Origin of the sequence: Streptomyces sp. 3MP-14 (genome assembly GCF_006334905.2) — a bacterium.
Lineage (GTDB): Bacteria > Actinomycetota > Actinomycetes > Streptomycetales > Streptomycetaceae > Streptomyces > Streptomyces triticirhizae.
The window spans coordinates 320,433-340,521 of sequence record NZ_VDLZ02000007.1 but is presented as its reverse complement, the minus strand read 5'-3'; the positions used below and the strand labels follow the sequence as shown (position 1 = coordinate 340,521).

Here is a 20,089-nt window from a genome sequence, read left to right as displayed (position 1 = left end):
GCTTGGAGGCGCCGCAACCCCCAGCGCACGTCATGGCTTCGGCGGCCATACGCCGTGAGACTACGGAGGACAACCACATGTCACCGGCCCCTCGTACCCACGAACCGCATACCGGCGCTCCCGCGAAGGACGCCGCCGCCTCGACCCCCGCCGGCCCGCCGGCCCAGGCCGAGGACGTACTCGCGTCCATCCCGGAGCTGCCGCCGTTCGACCAGGTGGCCCCGCTGGACGCGCGTGAACTGTCCAGGAGCCTCTTCGGCCGCCTCCGGGATCTGGAGGAGGGCACCCACGAGTACGCGTATGTGCGCAACACGCTGGTGGAACTCAACCTGGCACTGGTGAAGTTCGCCGCCGCCCGGTTCCGCTCCCGCAGCGAGCCCATGGAGGACATCATCCAGGTCGGAACGATCGGTCTGATCAAGGCGATCGACCGCTTCGACGCCGACCGTGGCGTGGAGTTCCCCACCTTCGCGATGCCGACGATCGTCGGCGAGATCAAGCGCTTCTTCCGGGACACCTCCTGGTCGGTCCGGGTTCCCCGGCGACTTCAGGAGCTGCGTCTCGACCTGGCCAAGGCGGGTGACGAGCTGGCCCAGAAGCTGGACCGCTCCCCGACGGTGGCCGAACTGGCCGAGCGCCTCGGGCTGTCCGAGGACGAGATCGTGGAGGGCATGGCCGCCTCCAACGCCTACACCGCGAGTTCCCTCGACGCCCAGCCGGAGGAGGACGACGCGGAGGGCGCGTTGGCCGACCGGATCGGCTACGAGGACCACGGGCTTGAGGGCATCGAGTACATCGAGTCGCTCAAGCCGCTGATCGCGCAGCTGACACCGCGCGACCGCAAGATCCTGTCGCTGCGCTTCGTGGCGAACATGACGCAGTCGGAGATCGGCGAGGAGTTGGGCATCTCCCAGATGCACGTCTCCCGGCTGCTGTCGCGGACCCTCGGCAAGCTCCGTCGCGGGCTGATGGTCGAGGAGTGAACGGGGTTACGCGGAACGGGAACGGGAACGGCGGGCGGAACGGGCCCCGTGCGCGGAGGCGGAACGGGCCCCGTGCGCAGAGGGGGAACCGCCCCGGTGCGCGGAGGGGGACCACCGCGGGGGCCGGGACCACCTGACGACGCCGACACCGACACCGACACCGCCTCGGGGCGAGCGAGACGGTTCGCCGAAGACGGTCAGCCTGGACGGCGCGCGGCTTTTCTCCGCGCGCCGTCCAGGCTTTTGTGCGCGGGGCGGCCGGGGGCGGGCGGGCGTTTGTGGGGGCCGCGCGGGGTGGCTCAGGGGGTGGTGGCCGCCAGCGCCGCGACCCCGGGGAGCAGCGCGAGGGCGTCCCGGGCGCGGGCGACCAACTCGGCGCGCCCCGGCGGCTCGACCCCCGAACCGACGTCGGCGTGCAGCCAGTCGTGCACGGCCCACCGCCAGGCCGACAGCACCAGTTCCAGCAGCAGCCGCAGGCGCACCGCGTCCTCGGGGACGGCGGCCGGGTGTCGGGAGGCGGTCAACTCCAGTACGCGCTCGGTGGTCTCGGCGCAGTTGCGCAGGCTGTGCCCGGCCAGCGCCGGAGTCCGCTCGGCCAGCGTCCGGCTGGCGCGGAACCGGGCGGCCCAGCCCTCGTCCATCGCCGCGACGGCGGCGAAGAGCGCGTCCTGGAACTCGACCAGCGGGGCAGCCCCGGCCGGGCGCTCCTCGAACGCCGCCGCGTAGGCCGCCCACAGCTCCTGCTCGGGGGCGAGCGCGACGTCCTCCTTGGAGGCGAAGTTCCGGAAGAAGGTGCGCTGGGAGACCTCCACGGCCTCGACCAGCTCGTCCAGCGTGGTCTCGGCGAAACCCTGGGCGGTGAACCGGCGCAGGGCCTCCGTCACCAGGGCCCGCCGGGTGCGGAGCTTCTTGCGCTCGCGCAGGGGCAGCCCGGCCTCCGAAGTCTCCCGATCGGTCACCCGGGCAGCTTACCGAGCGGGCACCCCAGGTCGGGAGGCCAGGCCCCATCAGACGCCGGCGAGACGCGAAGGTTGGTCAGTGGCTTTTGCCGGTCACCGGCATTATGCTCCGGAGGCGAACTCACCCAGCGAACGGAGACCCTGATGCGCGCCTGGACGACCGACCCCGAGGCGGCCCGGGGAGGGCTCACCCTGACCGAGGTCCCGGACCCGCGCCCCGCCGCCGACGAGGCGCTGATCCGGGTGGCGGCCTTCTCGCTCAACTTCGGCGAGGTGACGCATCTGGTGCCGAACAGCCCGCCGGGCACGGTGCTCGGCTGGGACGCGGCCGGCGTGGTCGCCCGGGCGGCGGCCGACGGCTCGGGGCTGCCGGAGGGAACCCGGGTCGTCACCCTGGGTGCGGCCGGCGCCTGGGCCGAACTGCGCGCGGTGCGGACCGACGCGATGGGCGTCGTGCCGAACGACCTGGACCTGGGCGCGGCCAGCGCCCTGCCCGTCGCCGCCGGCTCGGCGCTGCGCGCGCTGCGCCGCCTGGGCCCGATCCTGGGGCGGCGGGTGCTGGTCATCGGGGGCGGCAGCGGGGTGGGGCGGTTCGCGGTGCGGCTGGCCGCCCTGGGCGGGGCGCGGGTGATCGCCAGCACCACCGACCCCGAGAAGGAGGCGTTGCTCACGCAACTGGGCGCGCACGAGGTGGTGTTCGGCGCCGCCGGCGTCGAGGAACTGGCCCGGCGCCCGGTGCACGGGGTGATCGACATGGTGGGCGGCGACCATCTGGTCGCCGGCTACCGGGTGTTGGCGCCGGGCGGCGTGCTGATCGCCCTCGGGCACACGGCGGGGCAGCCCGAGGCGTTCCGGGTGGGCGACTTCGAGGGCCCGCTGGGGCACGACCGGATGATCACCTCCTTCTATCTGCTCGACGACCGGGTGGGGATCGGCGCGGATCTCGGCTGGCTGGCGGGGCTGTTGGGGAGCGGCGAGCTGGGCGCGAACATCGGCTGGCGCGGCGACTGGACGCGGCTGCCGGAGGCCACGGCCGCCCTGACCGACGGGGCGGTCGCCGGCAAGGCCGTGCTCGACGTGACCGGTTGACGGGGGCGTGGGGAAACCCCCGTGCGGGCCGGGAGAAGGCCCCGTTAGGGTGCCGACATGTCACCCATACTGCTCACCGTCAACGCCGGCAAAAGCGCCGCCGTCGCCCGCACCGACGCCCCCAGCGGGCTGACGGGCATCGACAAACGCCCGGTCGACGGCGAGGTCGCGGTCAGCGCGCCGGGGCCCAGGGGAGTGGGCGGCAGCGGGCTCGCCGGGGACTCCATCGCCGACCTGCGCCACCACGGGGGCGATGACCAGGCGGTGTACACCTACGCCAGGGAGGACCTGGACCACTGGGCCGCCGAGTTGGGCCACCCCCTGGAGAACGGGGTCTTCGGCGAGAACCTGACCACCGAGGGCATCGACGTCAACGACACCCGGGTCGGTGAACGGTGGCGGGTGGGCGACGAGTTGCTGCTGGAGGCCACCTCACCGCGCATCCCCTGCGCGACGTTCGCCGACTGGATCGGCGAGCGCCGCTGGGTCAAGCGGTTCGCGGAGGCCGCCCGCCCCGGGGCGTACTTCCGGGTGCTGCGCCCGGGCACGATCCGGGCGGGGGACCGGATCGAGGTGGTGCACCGGCCGACCCACGAGGTGTCCGTGGCCTTCGCCTTCCGCGCGCAGCTCGGCGAACGGTCGCTGCGGCCCCGCGTCCTCGCGGCCGGACCCGCACTGCACTCGGAGCTGTACCGCAACGCCACCGCCTGGGCCGAGAACGCCTGACTCACCGCTCCTTCCGGTCGTTCTCCCGGCTCTTCCGGCTCCCCCGGTTCCCGGTGTGCTGGTCGTGGGCCTCCTTTGTCGTCCGTGGCTGGACCGGTATCTCCGCTCGGTTCTCGTCTCGGGCCTCGTCTCGGTTGTCGTCTCGGGCCTCGGGTGTCTCCGTCCGGCTCTCGTCCCGATGGTCCGCACGGCCGTCCCCTCGGCCCCGGGGGTAACTCCGTTCGGCTGTCCGCTCCCCTGTCCGCTCCCCTGTCGGACACTCCGCCGTCGGGCAGGCCCCTGTCAGGTCCGTTCCCGTCGGGCGCGCCACCGTCACGCTCGTCCTCGTCAGGTGCGTCCCCGTCAGGTGCGTCCCCGACGGCCTCCGCGATGGAGGCGTCGATCAGCCGCTCGGTGAGCCGGCGGCGCACATAGACCGCGAGGACCGCCAGCACCAGCCCGGTCAGCAACAGCGGGGAGCGCAGCGCTGCCTCCCGGCCCCAGTGCGGCTCGGCCAGCGTCACCAGCAGGCCGCCCAGCGCGGCGCCGAGCGGGATGGTGCCCCAGCCCAACAGCCGGTAGACGCTGTTCACCCGGCCCAACAGTCGGTCAGGTATGAGGGTTTGGCGCAGCGAGACGGTGGTCACGTTCCACAGGACCACGACGAAGCCCAGCACGCTCATCACCGAGCCGACCAGGAACGCGTTCGAGGCCAGGCCGGTGATCGCGAAGACCAGCGTCTGCACCACCGCCAGCAGCGTCAGGCTCCGGGCCCGGCCGATCGCCCGAACGACGCGACCGGCGAGCAGGCCGCCGACCAGGGCGCCGACGCCGGTGACCGAGGAGAGCAGCGCGAAGCCGACCGGCCCGAGCCCCAACACCTCCTGGGCGAAGAGCACATAGGTCACCATGGCGCCCTGCGAGGCCATGTTGGAGATGGCCAGCGCGATCGCCAGCCGGCGCAGCAGCGTGTGCCCCCACAGCCAGCGCACCCCCTCCCTGGTCTCCGCCCAGAGGGAGGTCCCCGCCGGCTGTGCCTCGCCGGTGCCGTCGGAAGCGGCGGCGGCCGACGCCGGACCCCCGGCCGAGTCGGCCGCGACCGGCGCGGCGACGGCGGCCGGCGATGTGCCCCCGGGCGTCGCCGCCGCTGCCGCCGAGGCGGCGACCGGCGGCGCGGGCGGGCCCGCGCTCCTGGCGCGGAAGGTGCCGCGCAGCGTGAGCAGCAGTGCCCCGGCCACCACGGCGGTCACCGCGTCGAAGGCGAACGGCGCGGCCAGTGTCAGCGCGAGCAGCACGCCGCCGAGCGGTCTGGCCAGAAAGTCGTCGGCGACGATCTGGGCGGCCATCAACCGGCCGTTGGCGCTGTCGAGTTGTCGCCGCTCCACCACGGAGGGCAGCAGGACCTGCGAGGTGTTGTCGAAGAGCACCTCGGAGAAACCGAGGGTCAGCGCGCAGGCGCAGAGCAGCGGCATCGTCATGGCGTCGGCCGCGACCAGCAGCGCGACGGCGCCGACGACCAGGGCGCGGGCCCCCGTCATCCACACCATCACCAGCCGCCGGTCCAGCCGGTCGGCCAGCGCCCCGGCCGGCAGGCTGAACAGCAGCCAGGGCAGTCGGTTGGCCATCGCGACAAGGGCGATCAGAAACGCCTGGTCGGTGAGGGTGCTGGCGAGCCAGGGGAACGCGATGGCGCTCGCCCCCTGCCCCAGGTTGGAGACCGTGCTGGCGGACCACAGGCGCCAGAACTGCCGGCCCAGGCCCCCACGTCGGCGCCGGGCGGCACCGGGTGCGGCGGTGGCCTCGGGGGCGGCGCCCCGCTCGCGGCTTCTGCTCTTCATGCTGGGCATTCTGCCTCTCGTCACTGACAGTGACAATCGATCGCGTCGCGCGGTGATGCCAATTCGCCGCCGCACGCCCCCCGTTGGCCGCCGCGCGCCCCCGGTTGTGCGCCCCGCGCGAAACCCGCCGGTAACTCTTGTGAAGCTCCCGGTGTGATCGGGAACGGCCGAGCACCATATGGACACGGAGCACACGATCGACAACGCTCAGGGCATGACCCTCCCCACGCCTCCACAACCCCCACACCCCACACAAGGGGCGCACGCGCCCCCTTCAAGCGCCCCGCCCGACTCCCTGGCGCTGCTGATCGCGCTGATCGGTCTGGTCACGCTGATCGTCGGCTCCGCCACCACCTCCTGGATCGCGCTCCGATTCGACGAGGGGCAGGCCGAGTTGACCCTCAACGAGGTGGCCCGGCTGCTGCCCTCGGCGGAGCGCGGCAGCGTGCTGGGCGGGTTCGCGCACGCCTATCTCCAGTACTGGAGCGCCCCCACGGCGCTGGTCGCGGCGCTGGCCTCGCTGGGCGCCACCTGGCCGCGCCCGGGGCACGCGCCCCGGCGCGTCCTCGGCCGACTCGCGACCGCGGCCGGTCTCTTCGGGATCGTCGCGACGGTCCTGCTCGCGGCGTCGCTCAACGGGCTTGGCGTCAGGGAGGGTTACTGGACCGAGTGCCGGGTGCTGGCCGGCCCGTGGGTCGCGGTGGCCGGGCTGGCGCTGATGCTCGCCGGCGTTCGCCTGAGCCAGCGGCCGGGCCGGGCGGCGCGAAGCTTTTCCGCCAGGCCCGGGGCCGGGGCCGAGGCGACGCGGGACGCGTTCGCCGCGCCCGCCGGCCTCGACGCGGGGGCGACCACGCCGAGTTGGGCCGAGGTGGCGCGGGTGCCCGGCGAGGTGCCCGAGGCGCTCGGCGAGGCGCGCCCTCAGGCGACGCGCGCCCCGTCCCGCCAGACGGCCGAGACCAGCGGGACGCCCGGCCGATAGGCGAGGTGAACCGGGTCGGGCGCGGCCAACAGCGCCAGGTCGGCCCGGGTGCCGGGCGCCAGCCGCCCGATGTCGGCGCGGTCCAGCGCGGCCGCCCCGCCGGCGGTCGCCGACCAGAGCGCCTCGTCCGGCGTCATGCCCATCTCGCGGACGGCGACGGCCAGGCAGAACGGCATGGAACTGGTGAAGGACGAACCGGGGTTGCAGTCCGTGGCAAGCGCGACCACGACCCCGGCGTCCAGCAGCCGGCGGGCGTCCGGGTAGGGGGCGCGGGTCGAGAACTCGCAGCCGGGCAGCAGCGTGGCAACGGTCGTCCCGTCGGCGAGCGCGGCCACGTCGGCGTCCGTGAGATGGGTGCAGTGGTCGGCGGAGCGGGCGCCCAGTTCGACGGCGAGCGCGACCCCCGGCCCGTGGCCGAGCTGGTTGGCGTGGACGCGCAGCCCCAACCCCCGGGCGCGGCCGGCCAGGAGGACGGCGCGGGCCTGCTCGGCGTCGAACGCCCCGCGCTCGCAGAAGACGTCGATCCACCGGGCGTGCGGGGCGCAGGCGTCGAGCATCGGGCCGGTCACCAGGTCCACATAGGCGGCGGGTTCGTCGCGGTACTCGGGCGGCACGATGTGGGCGCCGAGGAAGGTGACCTCCGTCAGCTGTCGGGCGGCGACGCGCAGCGCCCTCGCCTCGTCCTCGACGGTGAGCCCGTAGCCGGACTTGGTCTCCACGGTGGTGGTGCCCTGGCGGGCCATCTCCTGGCGGAAGTGGGCCAGCCGCCGGGCCAGTTCGGCGTCGGTCGCGGCGCGGGTGGCCGCGACGGTGGTGGCGATCCCGCCGGCCTCGTAGGGCTGTCCCGACATCCGGGCGTGGAACTCGGCGGTGCGGTCGCCGGCGAAGAGCAGATGCGCGTGCGAGTCGACGAAGCCCGGAATCACGCTCCGTCCGGCCGCGTCGAGGTGACTGTCAGTGGCGGGTGCTCTACTGGACGCACCGATCCAGACGACGCGGTCGTCCTCCACCACGAGGGCCGCGTCCCGGAGTCGGCCGAGTGGTCCACTGCCCAGGGAGGGGTCGTTGGTGACAAGGGTGTTGATGTGGGTGATGGCGATGCTGGGCATCGGGGGCGCCTCCCGGTGCGGGGTGCTGGTGCGGCTCATGCGGCTGGTGCGGCTGGTGGGAACGGCGGGGACGGTGCGGGCGGTGGGAACGGCCGGGGCCGGGCCGGGGTCGCGGCCGTGGGGCGCGACGCCCCCACCGGGCGGGGTCAACGGCGGGCGTGCAGCGCCGCGATGGCCCGGCGCAGCGCGCGGGGGGCGTCGTGCACCAACTGGTGACTGCCGTGGCGCACGATGTGCCGCCCGCCCACCACGGTGTGCCGGACGTCGGCGCCCGTGGCGGCGAAGATCACCGCCTCGGCGGCGAGGCGGGGCGGCGGCCCCGCGGTCCGCACCGTGTCCAGGGAGACGGTGGTGAAGTCGGCGAGCGCGCCGGTCTCCAGCCGCCCCGCCTCGGGCCAGCCGAGCGCGGCGTGGCCGTTCTCGGTGGCGCAGCGCAGCAGTTGGTCGGCCGTGAAGTGGCCCCTGGCATGGGTGCGCACCCGTTCACCCAGCTCCACGGCCCTCGCCTCCTCGAAGAGGTCGATCACCGCGTGGCTGTCGCTCCCCAGGCTCAACGGGCAGCCGGCGTCCCGCAGTCGCACGGCGGGGCCGATGCCGTCGGCCAGGTCCCGCTCGGTGGTGGGGCACAGGCAGGCTCCGGTGCCGGCGGCGCCGAGGAGGGCCACGTCGGCCTCCTCCAGGTGGGTCGCGTGGACGGCCGTGGTCCTCCGGGTCAACACCCCGTGGTCGGCGAGGAGTTGGGTGGGGCTGCGGCCGTGGGCCGCCAGGCACTCCTCGTTCTCCCCGGGCTGCTCGGAGAGGTGGACATGGAGCGGCGCGCCGTGGCGGGCGGCCCAGTCGGCCACGGTGGCCAGCGCCTCGGCGGGCACCGCCCGCACGGAGTGCACGGCGGCGCCGATCCGGGCCAGGTCGGTGGCGCGCAGGGCGTCGGCGCGCTCGGCCCAGGCGTCCACGGTGCCGTCGGAGAAGCGCCGTTGGTGCCGGTCCGGCGGTCGGCCGAAGCCGGCGGAGAGATAGCAGGTGTCAAGGAGGGTGATGCGGATGCCGGCCTCGCCGGCGGCGGCGATCAGCGCCTCGGCCATCGCGTTGGGCTCGTGGTAGGGGGTGCCGTCCGGCTGGTGGTGCACATAGTGGAACTCGCCGACGCAGGTGATGCCGGCCAGCGCCATCTCGGCGTAGACGGCGCGGGCCAGCGCGTAGTAGCCGTCGGGGTCCAGCAGGAGGGAGAGGTCGTACATGGCGTTGCGCCAGGTCCAGAAGGTGCCGCCGCCGACCTGGGCGGTGGAGCGCAGCGCCCGGTGGAAGGCGTGGCTGTGGACGTTGGCGAGCCCGGGGACGGTCAGGCCCCGCAGCGAGACGGCGCCGATCGGGGGCTCGTCGACCCCGGGGCGCACCTCGGTGATGGAGCCGTCGAGCGCGGTGGCGATCACCACGCCGGGCTCCACCGTCCCGTTGAGCCAGGCGTGTTCGGTCCAGTACGTCTGGGCGGTCAGCGACATACCAGCCCCTCCAGTACCTCGGCGAGTGCGGCGACTCCGGCCAGACAGTCCCGCTGGTCGGCGTGTTCGGCCGGGGCGTGGGAGACCCCGGTGGGGTTGCGCACATAGAGCATCGCGGTGGGCACCACGGCGGAGAGCACCCCCGCGTCGTGACCGGCACCGGTCGGCAGCACGGGCGCGTCGTCCAGCCGCGCCGCGACGCTGTCCCGGAGCGCCGGCGTGAACCACTGCGCGCCGGTGTGCGACTCACGGGTCACGGCGAGTTCCACGCCGTCCCGGGCGGCACGCTCCGCCGCGCCGGCCTGGATGGCGGCGACCAGCTCGGTCAGGGTCGGGCCGTCGGGCGCCCTGGCGTCCAGCCAGCCGGAGACCCGGGACGGGATGGCGTTGACGCCGCCGGGTTCGACGGTGACCTTCCCGAAGGTGGCGAGCGCCCCGGCCAGCCGGGCCCGCTTGCGGGCGGCCAGCACGGTGTGCGCGTAGCTGAGCATCGGGTCCCTGCGGTCCGTCAGCCGGGTGGTGCCGGCGTGGTTGGCCTCGCCGGTGAAGTCGAAGCGCCAGCGGCCGTGCGGCCAGATCAGCGAGCCCACGCCGACCGGCCGGTCCAACTCGGCCAGGGCGCGCCCCTGTTCGATGTGCAGCTCGACGAAGACCCCGACGCGGCGCAGCCGTTCGGGGTCGGGCCCGAGCCCCTCGGGGTCGTGCCCGGCGCTGAGCATGGCGTCGGCGAGGGTGACGCCATCGGCGTCCGTCAGGGCCCTGGCCCGCTCCGGCTCCAGCGCGCCCACCGCCAGCCGGGAGCCGACGCAGGCCACGCCGAAGCGCGCGCCCTCCTCGTCGGCGAACGCGACGACGCCCAGCGGCCGGCGCCCGGTGCGCCCCCTGGCCCGCAGCTCGTCGAGCGCGGCGAACGCCGAGACCACGCCGAGCGGCCCGTCGAACGCGCCGCCGTTCGGCACCGAGTCGAGATGGGAGCCGGTGACCACGGCGTCGCCCGCCGTGGGATCGCCGAGCCAGGCCCACTGGTTGCCGTTGCGGTCCACCTCGTGGGTCAGGCCGCGCGCCAGCGCCTGGACGCGGAACCACTCGCGCAGTTCGCCGTCCACCGGCGTCCAGGCGTGCCGGCGGTAGCCGCCGGTGCGCGCGTCCCGCCCGATGGGCGCCAGTTGCTCCCACATGGCGGCGAACGAGCCGACGCCGCCGCTCGGTTCGGCGGCCGGCGCGGCCCCCGCCCACGCGCCGCCGCTCTCCGGCGCGCCGCCGCCCTCCGGCGCCGGCGACGCCGGGGGCGCCAGCGGCTCCGGGCGCTCCAGGGGCTCGGCCTCGGTCACCGCGCGCCTCCCGCCGAGTCGCCGGAGCCGGTCGCGCCGGGACCCGAGTCCCCGGAGCCCGGGCCACCGGGACCTGCGGCGCCCGGCCCCGGGCCGCCCGAGCCCGGGCCGCCCGAGCCCGACGAGTCCGACGTGGCCCCGTCGCCGGAACCGGCCCCCGCCGCCCCGCCGCCCGGCTCCTCCCGCATGGGCACCCGGACCCCGTCCCGTTCCGCCACCTCGACGGCCCGCTCGTATCCGGCGTCCACATGCCGGAGCACGCCCATCCCCGGGTCGTTGGTCAGCACCCGCAGCAGCTTGCGGCCGGCCAGTTCGCTGCCGTCGGCCACCGTGACCTGTCCCGCGTGCAGCGAACGCCCCATGCCGACGCCGCCGCCGTGGTGCAGCGACACCCAGGAGGCGCCCGAGGCCACGTTCACCATGGCGTTGAGCAGCGGCCAGTCCGCGATCGCGTCCGAGCCGTCCCGCATCCCCTCGGTCTCCCGGTACGGCGAGGCCACCGAGCCGCAGTCCAGGTGGTCCCGGCCGATCACCACCGGCGCTGCCAGCTCGCCCGAGGCGACCATCTCGTTGAACCGCTCGCCAGCCAGGGCCCGTTCCCCGTGCCCCAGCCAGCAGATCCGCGCCGGCAGCCCCTGGAAGCGCACGCGCTCCCCGGCCAGCCGCAGCCAGCGGGTCAGCGCGTCGTTCTCGGGGAACAGGTCCAGCACCGCGCGGTCGGTGGCCGCGATGTCCTTCGGGTCCCCGCTCAGCGCCGCCCAGCGGAACGGCCCGCGCCCATCGCAGAAGAGCGGCCTGATATAGGCGGGAACGAACCCGGGGAACGCGAACGCCCGGGCGTAGCCGGCGAGTTGGGCCTCGCCACGGATCGAGTTCCCGTAGTCGAAGACCTCGGCCCCCGCGTCCTGGAAGCCGACCATCGCCGCCACATGGCGCGCCATCGACTCCCTGGCCCGCTCCGTGAACTCGGCCGGGTGCCGGGCCGCGTAGTCCGCCATGTCGTCCAGTTCCACACCCAGCGGCAGATAGCTGAGCGGGTCGTGGGCGCTGGTCTGGTCGGTCACGATATCGATGGGCGCGATCATCTCCAGCAGCCGGGGCACCACGTCGGCGGCGTTCCCCAGCAGCCCGACCGACAGCGGCCGGCGCTCCTGCCGGGCGCGCACCGCCAGCGCGAGCGCTTCGTCGAGCGTGGCCGCCTGCACGTCGAGGAAGCCGTGCTCGATCCGCCGCACGATCGCCCTGGGGTCGCAGTCGACGCACAGCGCGACGCCGCCGTTCATGGTGACGGCCAGCGGCTGGGCGCCGCCCATCCCGCCGAGCCCCGCGGTCAGGGTGAGCGTCCCGGCGAGGCTGCCGCCGAACCGCTTGGCGGCGACGGCGGCGAAGGTCTCGTAGGTGCCCTGGAGGATGCCCTGGGTGCCGATGTAGATCCAGGAGCCGGCGGTCATCTGCCCGTACATGGTCAGGCCCAGCGCCTCCAGGCGGCGGAACTCCTCCCAGTTCGCCCAGTCCCCCACCAGGTTGGAGTTGGCGATCAGCACCCTGGGCGCCCACTCGTGGGTGGTGAGCACGCCCACCGGCCGCCCCGACTGGACCAGCAGCGTCTCGTCGTCCGCCAGGGTGGTCAGCGTCGCGGCGATCGCGTCGAAGGAGCGCCAGTCCCTGGCGGCCCTGCCGGTCCCGCCGTAGACCACCAACCGGTCCGGGTGCTCGGCCACCTCGGGGTCGAGGTTGTTGTGCAGCATCCGCAGCGCGGCCTCCTGCGGCCAGCCCCTGGCGGTCAGGGTGGTCCCGGTCGCCGCCCGCACCGGGCGTGCCCCGGGCAGCGCGCCCGACGCCCCCGACGTTCCTGCCGGCTCTGACGGTCCTGCCATGGCGCCTGCCTCCCCGATGTGGGCGGAATATTCAATCACTCTAGGGGCTGAATAGATTCGCTCAACAGGGCGCGCTTCCCCTTTCCCAACGGGTTTCTCACTCACCTGCCCCGGGTCCGCACGGGCCTGACCCGGGCCGCCCGGTCGTGTTTGGCTGGGTGCATGGTGCTCCCAACCCGACGCGACCAGGCCGTCCGAGCCCTGCTCGCCCACGGCCTCCTCACCGACGACCAGCCACTGGCCGCCCTGCTCGACCTGCGGGGCGTCCAGGAGTCGGCCTCCGCTCTCCATGCTGCCTTCGATGCGGTCACCGCGCCCGGTCAACGGGTGCTGCACACGTTCGCCGTCAAGGCCGCCACCCTGGTGCCGGTGCTGCGGCTGCTGGACGGGTTCGGCATCGGCAGCGAGGTGGCCAGCCCGGGCGAGCTGGCGCTGGCCGAGGCCGCCGGCCTCGCCGCCGACCGGATCGTGCTCGACTCCCCCGCCAAGACCGGCGCCGAGCTACGCCGCGCCCTGGACCTCGGCATCGCCTGCAACGCGGACAACCCCCAGGAGCTGGAACGGCTGGACGCGCTGCTTCCCGACCACCCCGGCCATGGCCCGATCGGGCTGCGGGTCAACCCGCAGCTGGGCGGCGGCACCATCGACGCGATGAGCACCGCGACCGCCACCAGCAAGTTCGGGGTCGCGCTGCGCGACCCGGGGGCGCGCGACTGGGTGGTGCGCGCCTTCCTCACCCGCCCCTGGCTGACCCGGCTGCACTGCCATGTGGGCTCCCAGGGCATGGCGCTGGAGACGATGGCGGACGGCGTGCGGGAGACCTACGAGCTGGCCGAGGAGATCAACGCGGCGGCCGGCCGGCGGCAGGTCGACACCCTGGACATCGGCGGCGGGCTGCCGGTCAACTTCGCCTCCGACGAGATCACGCCCGCGTTCGCCGACTACGCGCGGCTGTTGAGAGAGACGGTGCCCGGCCTCTTCGACGGGCGGTACGGGCTGGTCACCGAGTTCGGCCGGGCGCTGCTCGCCAAGGCCGGCATGGTGGTGGCCCGCGTCGAGTACACCAAGGAGTCCGGCGGCCGCCCGATCGCCGTCACCCACGCCGGCGCCCAGGTCGCGACGCGGACCGTCTTCGCGCCCGCCTCCTGGCCGCTGCGGATCGCGGTCTACGACGCGGGCGGCGAACCCAGCGCCGAGCCGCTGGTCAGCCAGGACGTGGCCGGGCCCTGCTGCTTCGCCGGGGACCTGGTCGCCATCGACCGCCCGCTGCCGAGGCTCCGGCCGAACGACCTGGTGGCCCTGCTGGACACCGGCGCGTACTACTTCTCCACGCCCTTCGGCTACAACGCGCTCCCCCGCCCGGCCGTCTACGGCTACTCGGTCGACGGCCGGGGCCCCGCCGTGCTGACCCCGCTGCGCCGCGCGCAGACCCTGGCCGAACTGGTGGCGGAGGCGGGCGGCTCGCTCTGACGGCGGGCGCGAATGGAACGAAGCGGCACGGAACGGAGCGGCACGGAACGGAGCGGAACGGAGCGGCACGGAACGGAGCGGCGCACGCGCAACGGTGCGGTCGCGCGACGGGCCGAGAAACGGCGCGCGACGGGCGGAACGCGCCGGTTGGGGCGGCGCGCACGGGCAGCACGCGCCGTTCAGTCCAGGAAGACGCCCCGCGCGGCGGCCCGTTCGTCGAACCGTTCCAGCCGCGCCTGCGCGTCCGGCAGCGCGTCGCACATCGCCTCCAGCAGCGCCCGCCCCAGCAGCAGCGGCGCGCACGCCGTGTCGAAGGAGAGCGCCGTGCTCACCGGCGCGACAAAGAGCTGGTCGGTGGGCGCGGCGACCGGCGCCAGCGGGCTGTCGGCCACGGTCACCACCGCCAGCCCCAGCTCCCTGGCCACCCCGAGCGCAGCCGGCAGCTCACGCGGGTAGCGCGGCAGCGCGAAGCAGAGCAGGGCGCGCGCCCCCGCGTCGGCGGCCTGCTCGATCCGGTCGGCCAGGTGCGAGCCGCCCTCGTCCAGCAGCCGGACGTCCGGGTGCACCTTGGCGGCGAAGTAGGCGAAGCCGCGCGCCTCGGCCGCCGCCGCCCGCAGGCCCAGCACCGGGAGCGGCCGCGAGGCCGCCAGCAGCCGGCCGGCCCGCTCCAGCCGCGTCGGATCGCCCAGTTCGTCCGCCAGCGCGCGCAGCCGCGCCACCTCGGCCCACACCGCCTGCTGGTAGACGTTGGGCTCGCCGCCCTCGCCCGCCGGCGCGCGCTCCCCGGCGCGCAGCGCCTCGCGCAGCCGCCGGCGCAGCCCCGGATAGCCGTCGAAGCCCAGCGCCACGGCGAACCTGGTCACCGACGGCTGGCTCACCCCGGCCAGCCCGGCCAGCTCCACGCTGGACAGGAACGGCGCCTCCTCGGCCCGCCGCACCAGCACCTGCGCGATCCGCCGCTGAGTCGGGGTCAGCCGGTGCCCCTCGAACAGGCCCGCCAAGCGCGCGCTCGCCTCACTCATCCGCGTCAGTCTAGGCAGCGTCCCGAACGGGCGGACCCGAGCCGCCCGGCCGAACCTCCCCCGGGCCGCCGCACCCGGGGACCCCCGGTCCCATAGGGGGGTTAGCCCCCGTGCCGCCCGCCTCGGGAAGGCCGTACCGTGGCGCCATGAAGAGTGGCCGTGATCCTGAGCTGACCCGAGACACCGACCTGAAACGGGATCTCGAAGCAGCCGTGCAGACCCGCAAGGAGCTGGGTGAGGGGTACGAGGCCGAGCTGGTCGACTCGTTTCTCGAAAAGGTCGAGCAGCGCATCGAGAGCACCGTGGACAAGCGCGTCCGGCGCCAACTCGCCGAGCAGCAGATGGTGATCGCCCGGGGCGGTCGGCCCTCGCAGAGCGCCGACGCCCAGGGCCCCGGGGTGGCGTTCGGCCTGGCCGCGCTCTCCCTGGTGCTGGCGATCCCGCTCTCCGCGATCGCCGCCGTGCAGACCGGCCTGGCCGGGCTGTTCGTCTGCTGGGCCGGCGTGGTGGGCGTCAACGCGTGCTTCCTCGGGCACACCAAGCTGCGCGGCGACGGCGAGAAGAAGTCCGACTGGGACTAGAGACCGCTCCCGACCGTCGGGTCCCCGCACGACAGGCGTCGAGCCCCTCGGGCGGGTGGCCCGAGGGGCTCGACGGAGGACTGGCGGGGGCCGCCGCACCCCGGCGCGAAGCCGAGGGCGGGACGACGGCGGCCCCCGCGGGGACACGGGCCGGGTCGGGGCCTCGTGTCCGGGCGACCAGGGAGGTCCGGGAGCCGCTCCGGAGGTCCTTGGTGCCGACATCCAGAACTCTGCCGGAGCGGTGTTAACGACGCGTTGCCCGGCCGTGACACTTCGGGATCTCTTGGTGCACCCGCGCGTTCAACGCCGGTCGCACCCGCACCCGCGCGTTCAACGCCGGCCGCACCCGCACCCGCGCGTTCAACGCTGGTCGCACCCGCACCCGCGCGTTCAACGCCGGCCGCGCCCGCACCCGGGCCGTCACGCCGGCGCGGTCCCGGTCCCCGTTCCCACGCCGGCACCGGTGCCGGCGCGCTCGCCCGCGAGGAAGGCCAGCAGGTCCTGCCGGCTGACGACGCCCGTCGGCTTGCCCTCGACCAGCACCACGGCGGCGTCCGCCGCGTGCAGCGTGCTCATCAGGTCGGCGATCGGCTCGCCCGAGCCGACGTGCGGCAGCGGCGGGCTCATGTGCGCGTCCAGCCGGTCGTCGAGCGCCGCCTTGGTGGTGAACAGCGCGTTCAACAGCTCCTTCTCGACGACCGAGCCCACGATCTCGGCGGCCATCACGTCGGGGTGTCCCGCCCCCGGCTTGACCACCGGCATCTGCGAGACGCCGTACTCGCGCAGCACCTCGATCGCCTCCCCCACCGTCTCGTCCGGGTGCATGTGCACCAGCGACGGCAGCCCGCCCGACTTGGCGCGCAGCACGTCGCCGACCCGGGTCGCCGGCTCGCCGCCCTCCAGGAAGCCGTAGTCGGCCATCCACTCGTCGTTGAAGATCTTGCTCAGATAGCCGCGCCCGCCGTCCGGCAGCAGCACGACCACCACGTCGTCCGGGCCGAGTTCGCGCGCCACCTCCAGCGCGCCCACCACCGCCATCCCGCAGGAGCCGCCGACCAACAGCCCCTCCTCTCGGGCGAGTCGGCGGGTCATCTGGAACGAGTCCTTGTCCGAGACGGCCACGATCCGGTCGGCCACGCCCCGGTCGTACGCCTCCGGCCAGAAGTCCTCCCCGACGCCCTCCACCAGGTAGGGGCGGCCCGAGCCGCCCGAGTACACCGAGCCCTCCGGGTCGGCACCGACCACCCGCACCCGGCCGCCGCTGACCTCCTTGAGGTAGCGCCCGGTGCCCGAGATGGTGCCGCCGGTCCCGACGCCGGCCACGAAGTGCGTGATCCGCCCGTCGGTCTGCTCCCACAGCTCGGGCCCGGTGGTCTCGTAGTGGGAACGCGGGTTGTCCGGATTGCTGTACTGGTCGGGCTTCCAGGCGCCGGGCGTCTCGCGCACCAGCCGGTCGGAGACGTTGTAGTACGAGTCCGGGTGCTCGGGGTCCACGGCGGTGGGGCAGACCACCACCTCGGCGCCGTAGGCCCGCAGCACGTTGATCTTGTCCGTGGAGACCTTGTCCGGGCAGACGAACACGCAGCGGTAGCCCTTCTGTTGGGCCACGATGGCCAGGCCGACGCCGGTGTTGCCCGACGTCGGCTCCACGATCACGCCACCGGGCCGCAGCGCGCCCGAGCGCTCGGCGGCCTCGATCATCCGCACGGCGATCCGGTCCTTCACCGACCCGCCGGGGTTGAAGTACTCGACCTTGGCGAGGACGGTGGCCTCGATCCCCTCGGTCACTCGGTTCAGTCTGACCAGCGGGGTGTTGCCGACCAGTTGGATCATGGACTCGTGATACTGCACCTGGGTCTCCGCATTTCAGGGGCGGGTTCTTCCGCTGTGAACGGCGATGGAGAGCACCCTATTGCGTTGCGGGGTGGGCCGGGTTGGGCACCACACAAGTGACGGGGTGGTCGACGAGAGGCGTGGGTGGATGTCAAGAGCGCGCGTGGCACGGAGAATCGCGACGGCGGCCGCCTTCGGGGGCGGCGGCGTCAGTCTGCTGGGGGGAGCCGCCGTGGGACTGCTGCTCACCGAGGCCAGGTACGCCAGGCGGCAGGTGCGGGACGGCTCCTCCGACACCGAGCCGCCGGTCGCCGACGGGGTCTACGGAACGGCCTTCGCGGCGGCGGCCGGCATCCCCTGGCGGCTGGCGATCCTGGGCGACTCGACGGCCGCCGGACTCGGCGTCGAGCACGCCCGCCAGACCCCGGGCGCGCTGCTGGCCTCCGGGCTCGCGGCGGTCTCCGAACGCCCCGTCGAGCTGCACAGCGTGGCGCTCTCCGGCGCCCGCTCCCTCGACCTGGAACGCCAGGTGTCGCTGCTGCTCACCGAGCCGGGGCGGGCCCCGGTGCCCGACGTGTGCGTGATCATGATCGGCGCCAACGACATCACCGGCCGGGTCTCGCCCGCCGAGTCGGTGCGCCACCTCTCGGACGCCGTCTCCCGGCTGCGCACCGCCGGCTGTCAGGTGGTGGTGGGCACCTGCCCGGACCTGGGCTCGGTGGAGCCGGTCGGGCAGCCGCTGCGCTGGGTGGCGCGGCGGCTGTGCCGGCAGCTCGCGGCGGCGCAGACCATCGCCGTGGTGGAGCTGGGCGGCCGGACGGTCTCGCTGGGCACGCTGCTGGGGCCCGAGTTCGCCGCGCACCCACGGGAGTTGTTCGGGCCCGACCGCTACCACCCCTCCGCCGCCGGCTACGCCACGGCGGCCATGGCGGTGCTGCCCACGCTCTGCGCCGCGCTCGGCGTGTGGCCGGAGGAGCGGCGGCCGGGGATGCCGCGCGGGGAACGGCTGCTGCCGGTGGACCGCGCGGCGGCGCGCGCGGTGCTCGAAGGGGGCACGGAGGTCAGCTCGGCGGAGCGCGGCACCCGTCGCGCGCCCTGGGCGCTCCTCAAGCGCCGGCGCAGGCGCCCGCTGCCCACCGAGGCGACGGAGCCCGTGGGACACCAGGACGAGGAGGGCGCGCCGGCGTCCGACCGCTCGCGGGGGCGGGCGGGCTGGTCGAGCGAGCCCGTGACATAACCTCTACCTGCCGGTAACTTCGACCCGGGCGAGCCGCCCGTCCGTCCCCGTTCCGCCCCGGAGGAAGCCGTGCCCGAAGCAGTGATCGTCTCAGCAGCCCGCTCGCCGATCGGACGGGCCGGCAAGGGCTCGTTGAAGGAGATGCGGCCCGACGACCTGACCGCCACGATCGTCCGCGCCGCGCTCGACCAGGTCCCGCAGCTCGACCCGACCGAGATCGACGACCTGATGCTCGGCTGCGGCATCCCCTCCGGCGCCCAGGGCAACAACCTCGCCCGCGTCGTCGCCGTCCAGCTCGGCATGGACCACCTGCCGGCGACCACCATCACCCGGTACTGCTCCTCCTCCCTCCAGACCACCAGGATGGCGATGCACGCCATCAGGGCCGGCGAGGGCGACGTCTTCGTCTCGGCCGGCGTCGAGATGATCTCCGTCAACCCCAGGGAGGGCGCCGAGACCCACAACCCGCTCTTCGCCGAGGCCGAGGCCCGCACCGCGCACCGCGCCGAGCACGGCGGCGAGGGCTGGCACGACCCGCGCGAGGACGGTCAACTCCCCGACATCTACATCGCGATGGGCCAGACCGCCGAGAACCTGGCCCGGGCGAAGGGGATCACCCGCCGGGAGATGGACGAGTTCGGGGTGCGCTCGCAGCAGCTGGCCGAGCGGGCCATCGCCGACGGCTTCTGGCAGCGCGAGATCACCCCGGTCACCACGCCCGACGGCACCGTGGTCGCCGCCGACGACGGCCCGAGGCCCGGCGTGACGCTGGAGGGCGTCTCCGCCCTGAAGCCGGTCTTCCGCCCCGACGGCCTGGTCACGGCGGGGAACTGCTGCCCGCTGAACGACGGCGCCGCCGCGCTGGTGGTGATGTCCGACACCCGCGCCCGCGAGCTGGGCATCACGCCGCTGGCCCGGGTGGTCTCCACCGGCGTCTCCGCGCTCTCGCCCGAGATCATGGGCCTGGGCCCGGTGGAGGCGTCCCGCAGGGCGCTGGCCCGCGCCGGCCTGACCATCGACGACATCGACCTGGTGGAGATCAACGAGGCGTTCGCGGCCCAGGTGATCCCGTCCTACCGGGAGTTGGGCATCGACCTGGACCGGCTGAACGTCAACGGCGGCGCCATCGCCGTGGGCCATCCCTTCGGGATGACCGGCGCCCGGATCACCACCACGTTGCTCAACTCGCTGCGCTGGCACGACAAGCAGTTCGGCCTGGAGACCATGTGCGTGGGTGGCGGGCAGGGCATGGCCATGGTGCTGGAGCGACTCAGCTGAGGAGACCGAGGAACGGAGGAGCGGACGGCGGCGACCCCGGGTGGCGGGGTCGTCACCCGGACGGGGGGCGTGCGCCGGCGGGCGCGGCCCGGTCCGTCCCGACCCGGCGGTATATCCGCGCGATACCGAAGCGGACCCGGGATGTGATCCACGCCCGCTCGACGGGACGAAGGCGCAGGTCAACGCCGACAGGGGGGCGCGTAAAGGACCAAATACCTGTCCACTTCATGACGTTTTGCACTGCACGCCGTGTCCGCGCCCCGGAAACCTGAGATAAGAAGTCAGGGACCAACAGCACT

15 protein-coding genes and 1 pseudogene are annotated in these 20,089 nt (G+C 74.4%); 8 read left to right on the top strand and 8 right to left on the bottom strand.

From position 1 onward, the window contains the following. The first annotated feature begins 77 nt into the window (after window positions 1-77). Window positions 78-983 carry an RNA polymerase sigma factor SigF gene (locus FH609_RS14515; RefSeq protein ID WP_139674315.1) on the top strand — a complete coding sequence of 302 codons (906 nt, stop codon included), beginning with the start codon at window positions 78-80 and terminating at the stop codon, window positions 981-983. 299 nt (window positions 984-1,282) lie between these two features. Here FH609_RS14515 and FH609_RS14510 read toward each other — a convergent pair whose 3' ends face one another. Beyond that, window positions 1,283-1,942, bottom strand: a complete 660-nt coding sequence (locus FH609_RS14510) for a TetR/AcrR family transcriptional regulator (protein WP_193318103.1) — start codon at window positions 1,940-1,942, stop codon at window positions 1,283-1,285. 144 nt (window positions 1,943-2,086) lie between these two features. Between FH609_RS14510 and FH609_RS14505 the strand changes: the two genes are divergently transcribed. Then, window positions 2,087-3,031 (top strand): zinc-binding dehydrogenase, encoded by a 945-nt coding sequence (locus FH609_RS14505; RefSeq protein WP_139674318.1) that lies wholly within the window; start codon window positions 2,087-2,089, stop codon window positions 3,029-3,031. Window positions 3,032-3,088: 57 nt separating this feature from the next. Next, window positions 3,089-3,757: an MOSC domain-containing protein gene (locus FH609_RS14500; RefSeq protein WP_139674321.1), complete on the top strand. Its 669-nt coding sequence runs from the start codon at window positions 3,089-3,091 to the stop codon at window positions 3,755-3,757. 560 nt (window positions 3,758-4,317) lie between these two features. On the opposite strand, the pseudogene FH609_RS31660 reads toward FH609_RS14500, so the two are convergent. Continuing rightward, window positions 4,318-5,574, bottom strand: a pseudogene (locus tag FH609_RS31660) (MFS transporter); the annotation flags it as partial. A 214-nt stretch (window positions 5,575-5,788) separates the two neighbouring features. Between FH609_RS31660 and FH609_RS14490 the strand changes: the two are divergent. Then, on the top strand, window positions 5,789-6,553 hold the full coding sequence (locus tag FH609_RS14490) for a hypothetical protein (protein WP_139674328.1): 765 nt from the start codon (window positions 5,789-5,791) through the stop codon (window positions 6,551-6,553). Here the strand turns inward: FH609_RS14490 and hutI are convergent. The 4 genes from hutI to hutU form a co-directional block, all read right to left on the bottom strand. After that, window positions 6,493-7,662 (bottom strand): imidazolonepropionase, encoded by a 1,170-nt coding sequence (hutI, locus tag FH609_RS14485; RefSeq protein WP_139674475.1) that lies wholly within the window; start codon window positions 7,660-7,662, stop codon window positions 6,493-6,495. The genes FH609_RS14490 and hutI overlap by 61 nt on opposite strands. A gap of 146 nt (window positions 7,663-7,808) precedes the next feature. Then, window positions 7,809-9,161 carry a formimidoylglutamate deiminase gene (locus FH609_RS14480; RefSeq protein ID WP_139674330.1) on the bottom strand — a complete coding sequence of 451 codons (1,353 nt, stop codon included), beginning with the start codon at window positions 9,159-9,161 and terminating at the stop codon, window positions 7,809-7,811. After that, complete coding sequence (locus FH609_RS14475; RefSeq protein ID WP_139674478.1) at window positions 9,152-10,339, bottom strand: allantoate amidohydrolase; 1,188 nt, start codon at window positions 10,337-10,339, stop codon at window positions 9,152-9,154. Before FH609_RS14475 ends, FH609_RS14480 begins: the two co-directional genes overlap by 10 nt. A 149-nt stretch (window positions 10,340-10,488) precedes the next feature. Beyond that, complete coding sequence (hutU, locus tag FH609_RS14470; RefSeq protein ID WP_226961665.1) at window positions 10,489-12,321, bottom strand: urocanate hydratase; 1,833 nt, start codon at window positions 12,319-12,321, stop codon at window positions 10,489-10,491. A gap of 210 nt (window positions 12,322-12,531) precedes the next feature. On the opposite strand from hutU, the gene FH609_RS14465 reads away from it, so the two are divergent. After that, window positions 12,532-13,839 carry a diaminopimelate decarboxylase gene (locus FH609_RS14465; RefSeq protein WP_139674332.1) on the top strand — a complete coding sequence of 436 codons (1,308 nt, stop codon included), beginning with the start codon at window positions 12,532-12,534 and terminating at the stop codon, window positions 13,837-13,839. 179 nt (window positions 13,840-14,018) lie between these two features. Here the strand turns inward: FH609_RS14465 and FH609_RS14460 are convergent, their stop codons facing one another. Then, window positions 14,019-14,861 carry a MurR/RpiR family transcriptional regulator gene (locus FH609_RS14460; RefSeq protein WP_139674335.1) on the bottom strand — a complete coding sequence of 281 codons (843 nt, stop codon included), beginning with the start codon at window positions 14,859-14,861 and terminating at the stop codon, window positions 14,019-14,021. Between the two features lie 146 nt (window positions 14,862-15,007). Between FH609_RS14460 and FH609_RS14455 the strand changes: the two genes are divergently transcribed. Next, window positions 15,008-15,442 carry a hypothetical protein gene (locus FH609_RS14455; RefSeq protein WP_139674338.1) on the top strand — a complete coding sequence of 145 codons (435 nt, stop codon included), beginning with the start codon at window positions 15,008-15,010 and terminating at the stop codon, window positions 15,440-15,442. 420 nt (window positions 15,443-15,862) lie between these two features. Here the strand turns inward: FH609_RS14455 and FH609_RS14450 are convergent, their stop codons facing one another. Then, window positions 15,863-17,293: a cystathionine beta-synthase gene (locus FH609_RS14450; RefSeq protein ID WP_139674341.1), complete on the bottom strand. Its 1,431-nt coding sequence runs from the start codon at window positions 17,291-17,293 to the stop codon at window positions 15,863-15,865. Window positions 17,294-17,423: 130 nt separating this feature from the next. On the opposite strand from FH609_RS14450, the gene FH609_RS14445 reads away from it, so the two are divergent. Both FH609_RS14445 and FH609_RS14440 read left to right on the top strand, forming a co-directional pair. Further along, a complete protein-coding gene (locus FH609_RS14445; RefSeq protein WP_139674344.1) occupies window positions 17,424-18,512 on the top strand; it encodes an SGNH/GDSL hydrolase family protein in 1,089 nt (362 codons plus the stop codon). Between the two features lie 69 nt (window positions 18,513-18,581). Beyond that, the gene (locus FH609_RS14440; RefSeq protein ID WP_139674347.1) at window positions 18,582-19,790 is read left to right on the top strand and encodes an acetyl-CoA C-acetyltransferase; all 1,209 of its coding nucleotides are present in this window, start codon (window positions 18,582-18,584) and stop codon (window positions 19,788-19,790) included. Window positions 19,791-20,089 lie beyond the last annotated feature (299 nt).

Bases quoted from the DNA above. Each gene is read 5' to 3' on its own strand.
- FH609_RS14515 (WP_139674315.1), top strand. From the start codon at position 78: ATGTCACCGGCCCCTCGTACCCACGAACCGCATACCGGCGCTCCCGCG.
- FH609_RS14505 (WP_139674318.1), top strand. From the start codon at position 2,087: ATGCGCGCCTGGACGACCGACCCCGAGGCGGCCCGGGGAGGGCTCACC.
- FH609_RS14500 (WP_139674321.1), top strand. From the start codon at position 3,089: ATGTCACCCATACTGCTCACCGTCAACGCCGGCAAAAGCGCCGCCGTC.
- FH609_RS14490 (WP_139674328.1), top strand. From the start codon at position 5,789: ATGACCCTCCCCACGCCTCCACAACCCCCACACCCCACACAAGGGGCG.
- hutI (WP_139674475.1), bottom strand. From the start codon at position 7,662: ATGCCCAGCATCGCCATCACCCACATCAACACCCTTGTCACCAACGAC.
- FH609_RS14480 (WP_139674330.1), bottom strand. From the start codon at position 9,161: ATGTCGCTGACCGCCCAGACGTACTGGACCGAACACGCCTGGCTCAAC.
- FH609_RS14475 (WP_139674478.1), bottom strand. From the start codon at position 10,339: ATGTGGGAGCAACTGGCGCCCATCGGGCGGGACGCGCGCACCGGCGGC.
- FH609_RS14465 (WP_139674332.1), top strand. From the start codon at position 12,532: ATGGTGCTCCCAACCCGACGCGACCAGGCCGTCCGAGCCCTGCTCGCC.
- FH609_RS14460 (WP_139674335.1), bottom strand. From the start codon at position 14,861: ATGAGTGAGGCGAGCGCGCGCTTGGCGGGCCTGTTCGAGGGGCACCGG.
- FH609_RS14455 (WP_139674338.1), top strand. From the start codon at position 15,008: ATGAAGAGTGGCCGTGATCCTGAGCTGACCCGAGACACCGACCTGAAA.
- FH609_RS14445 (WP_139674344.1), top strand. From the start codon at position 17,424: ATGTCAAGAGCGCGCGTGGCACGGAGAATCGCGACGGCGGCCGCCTTC.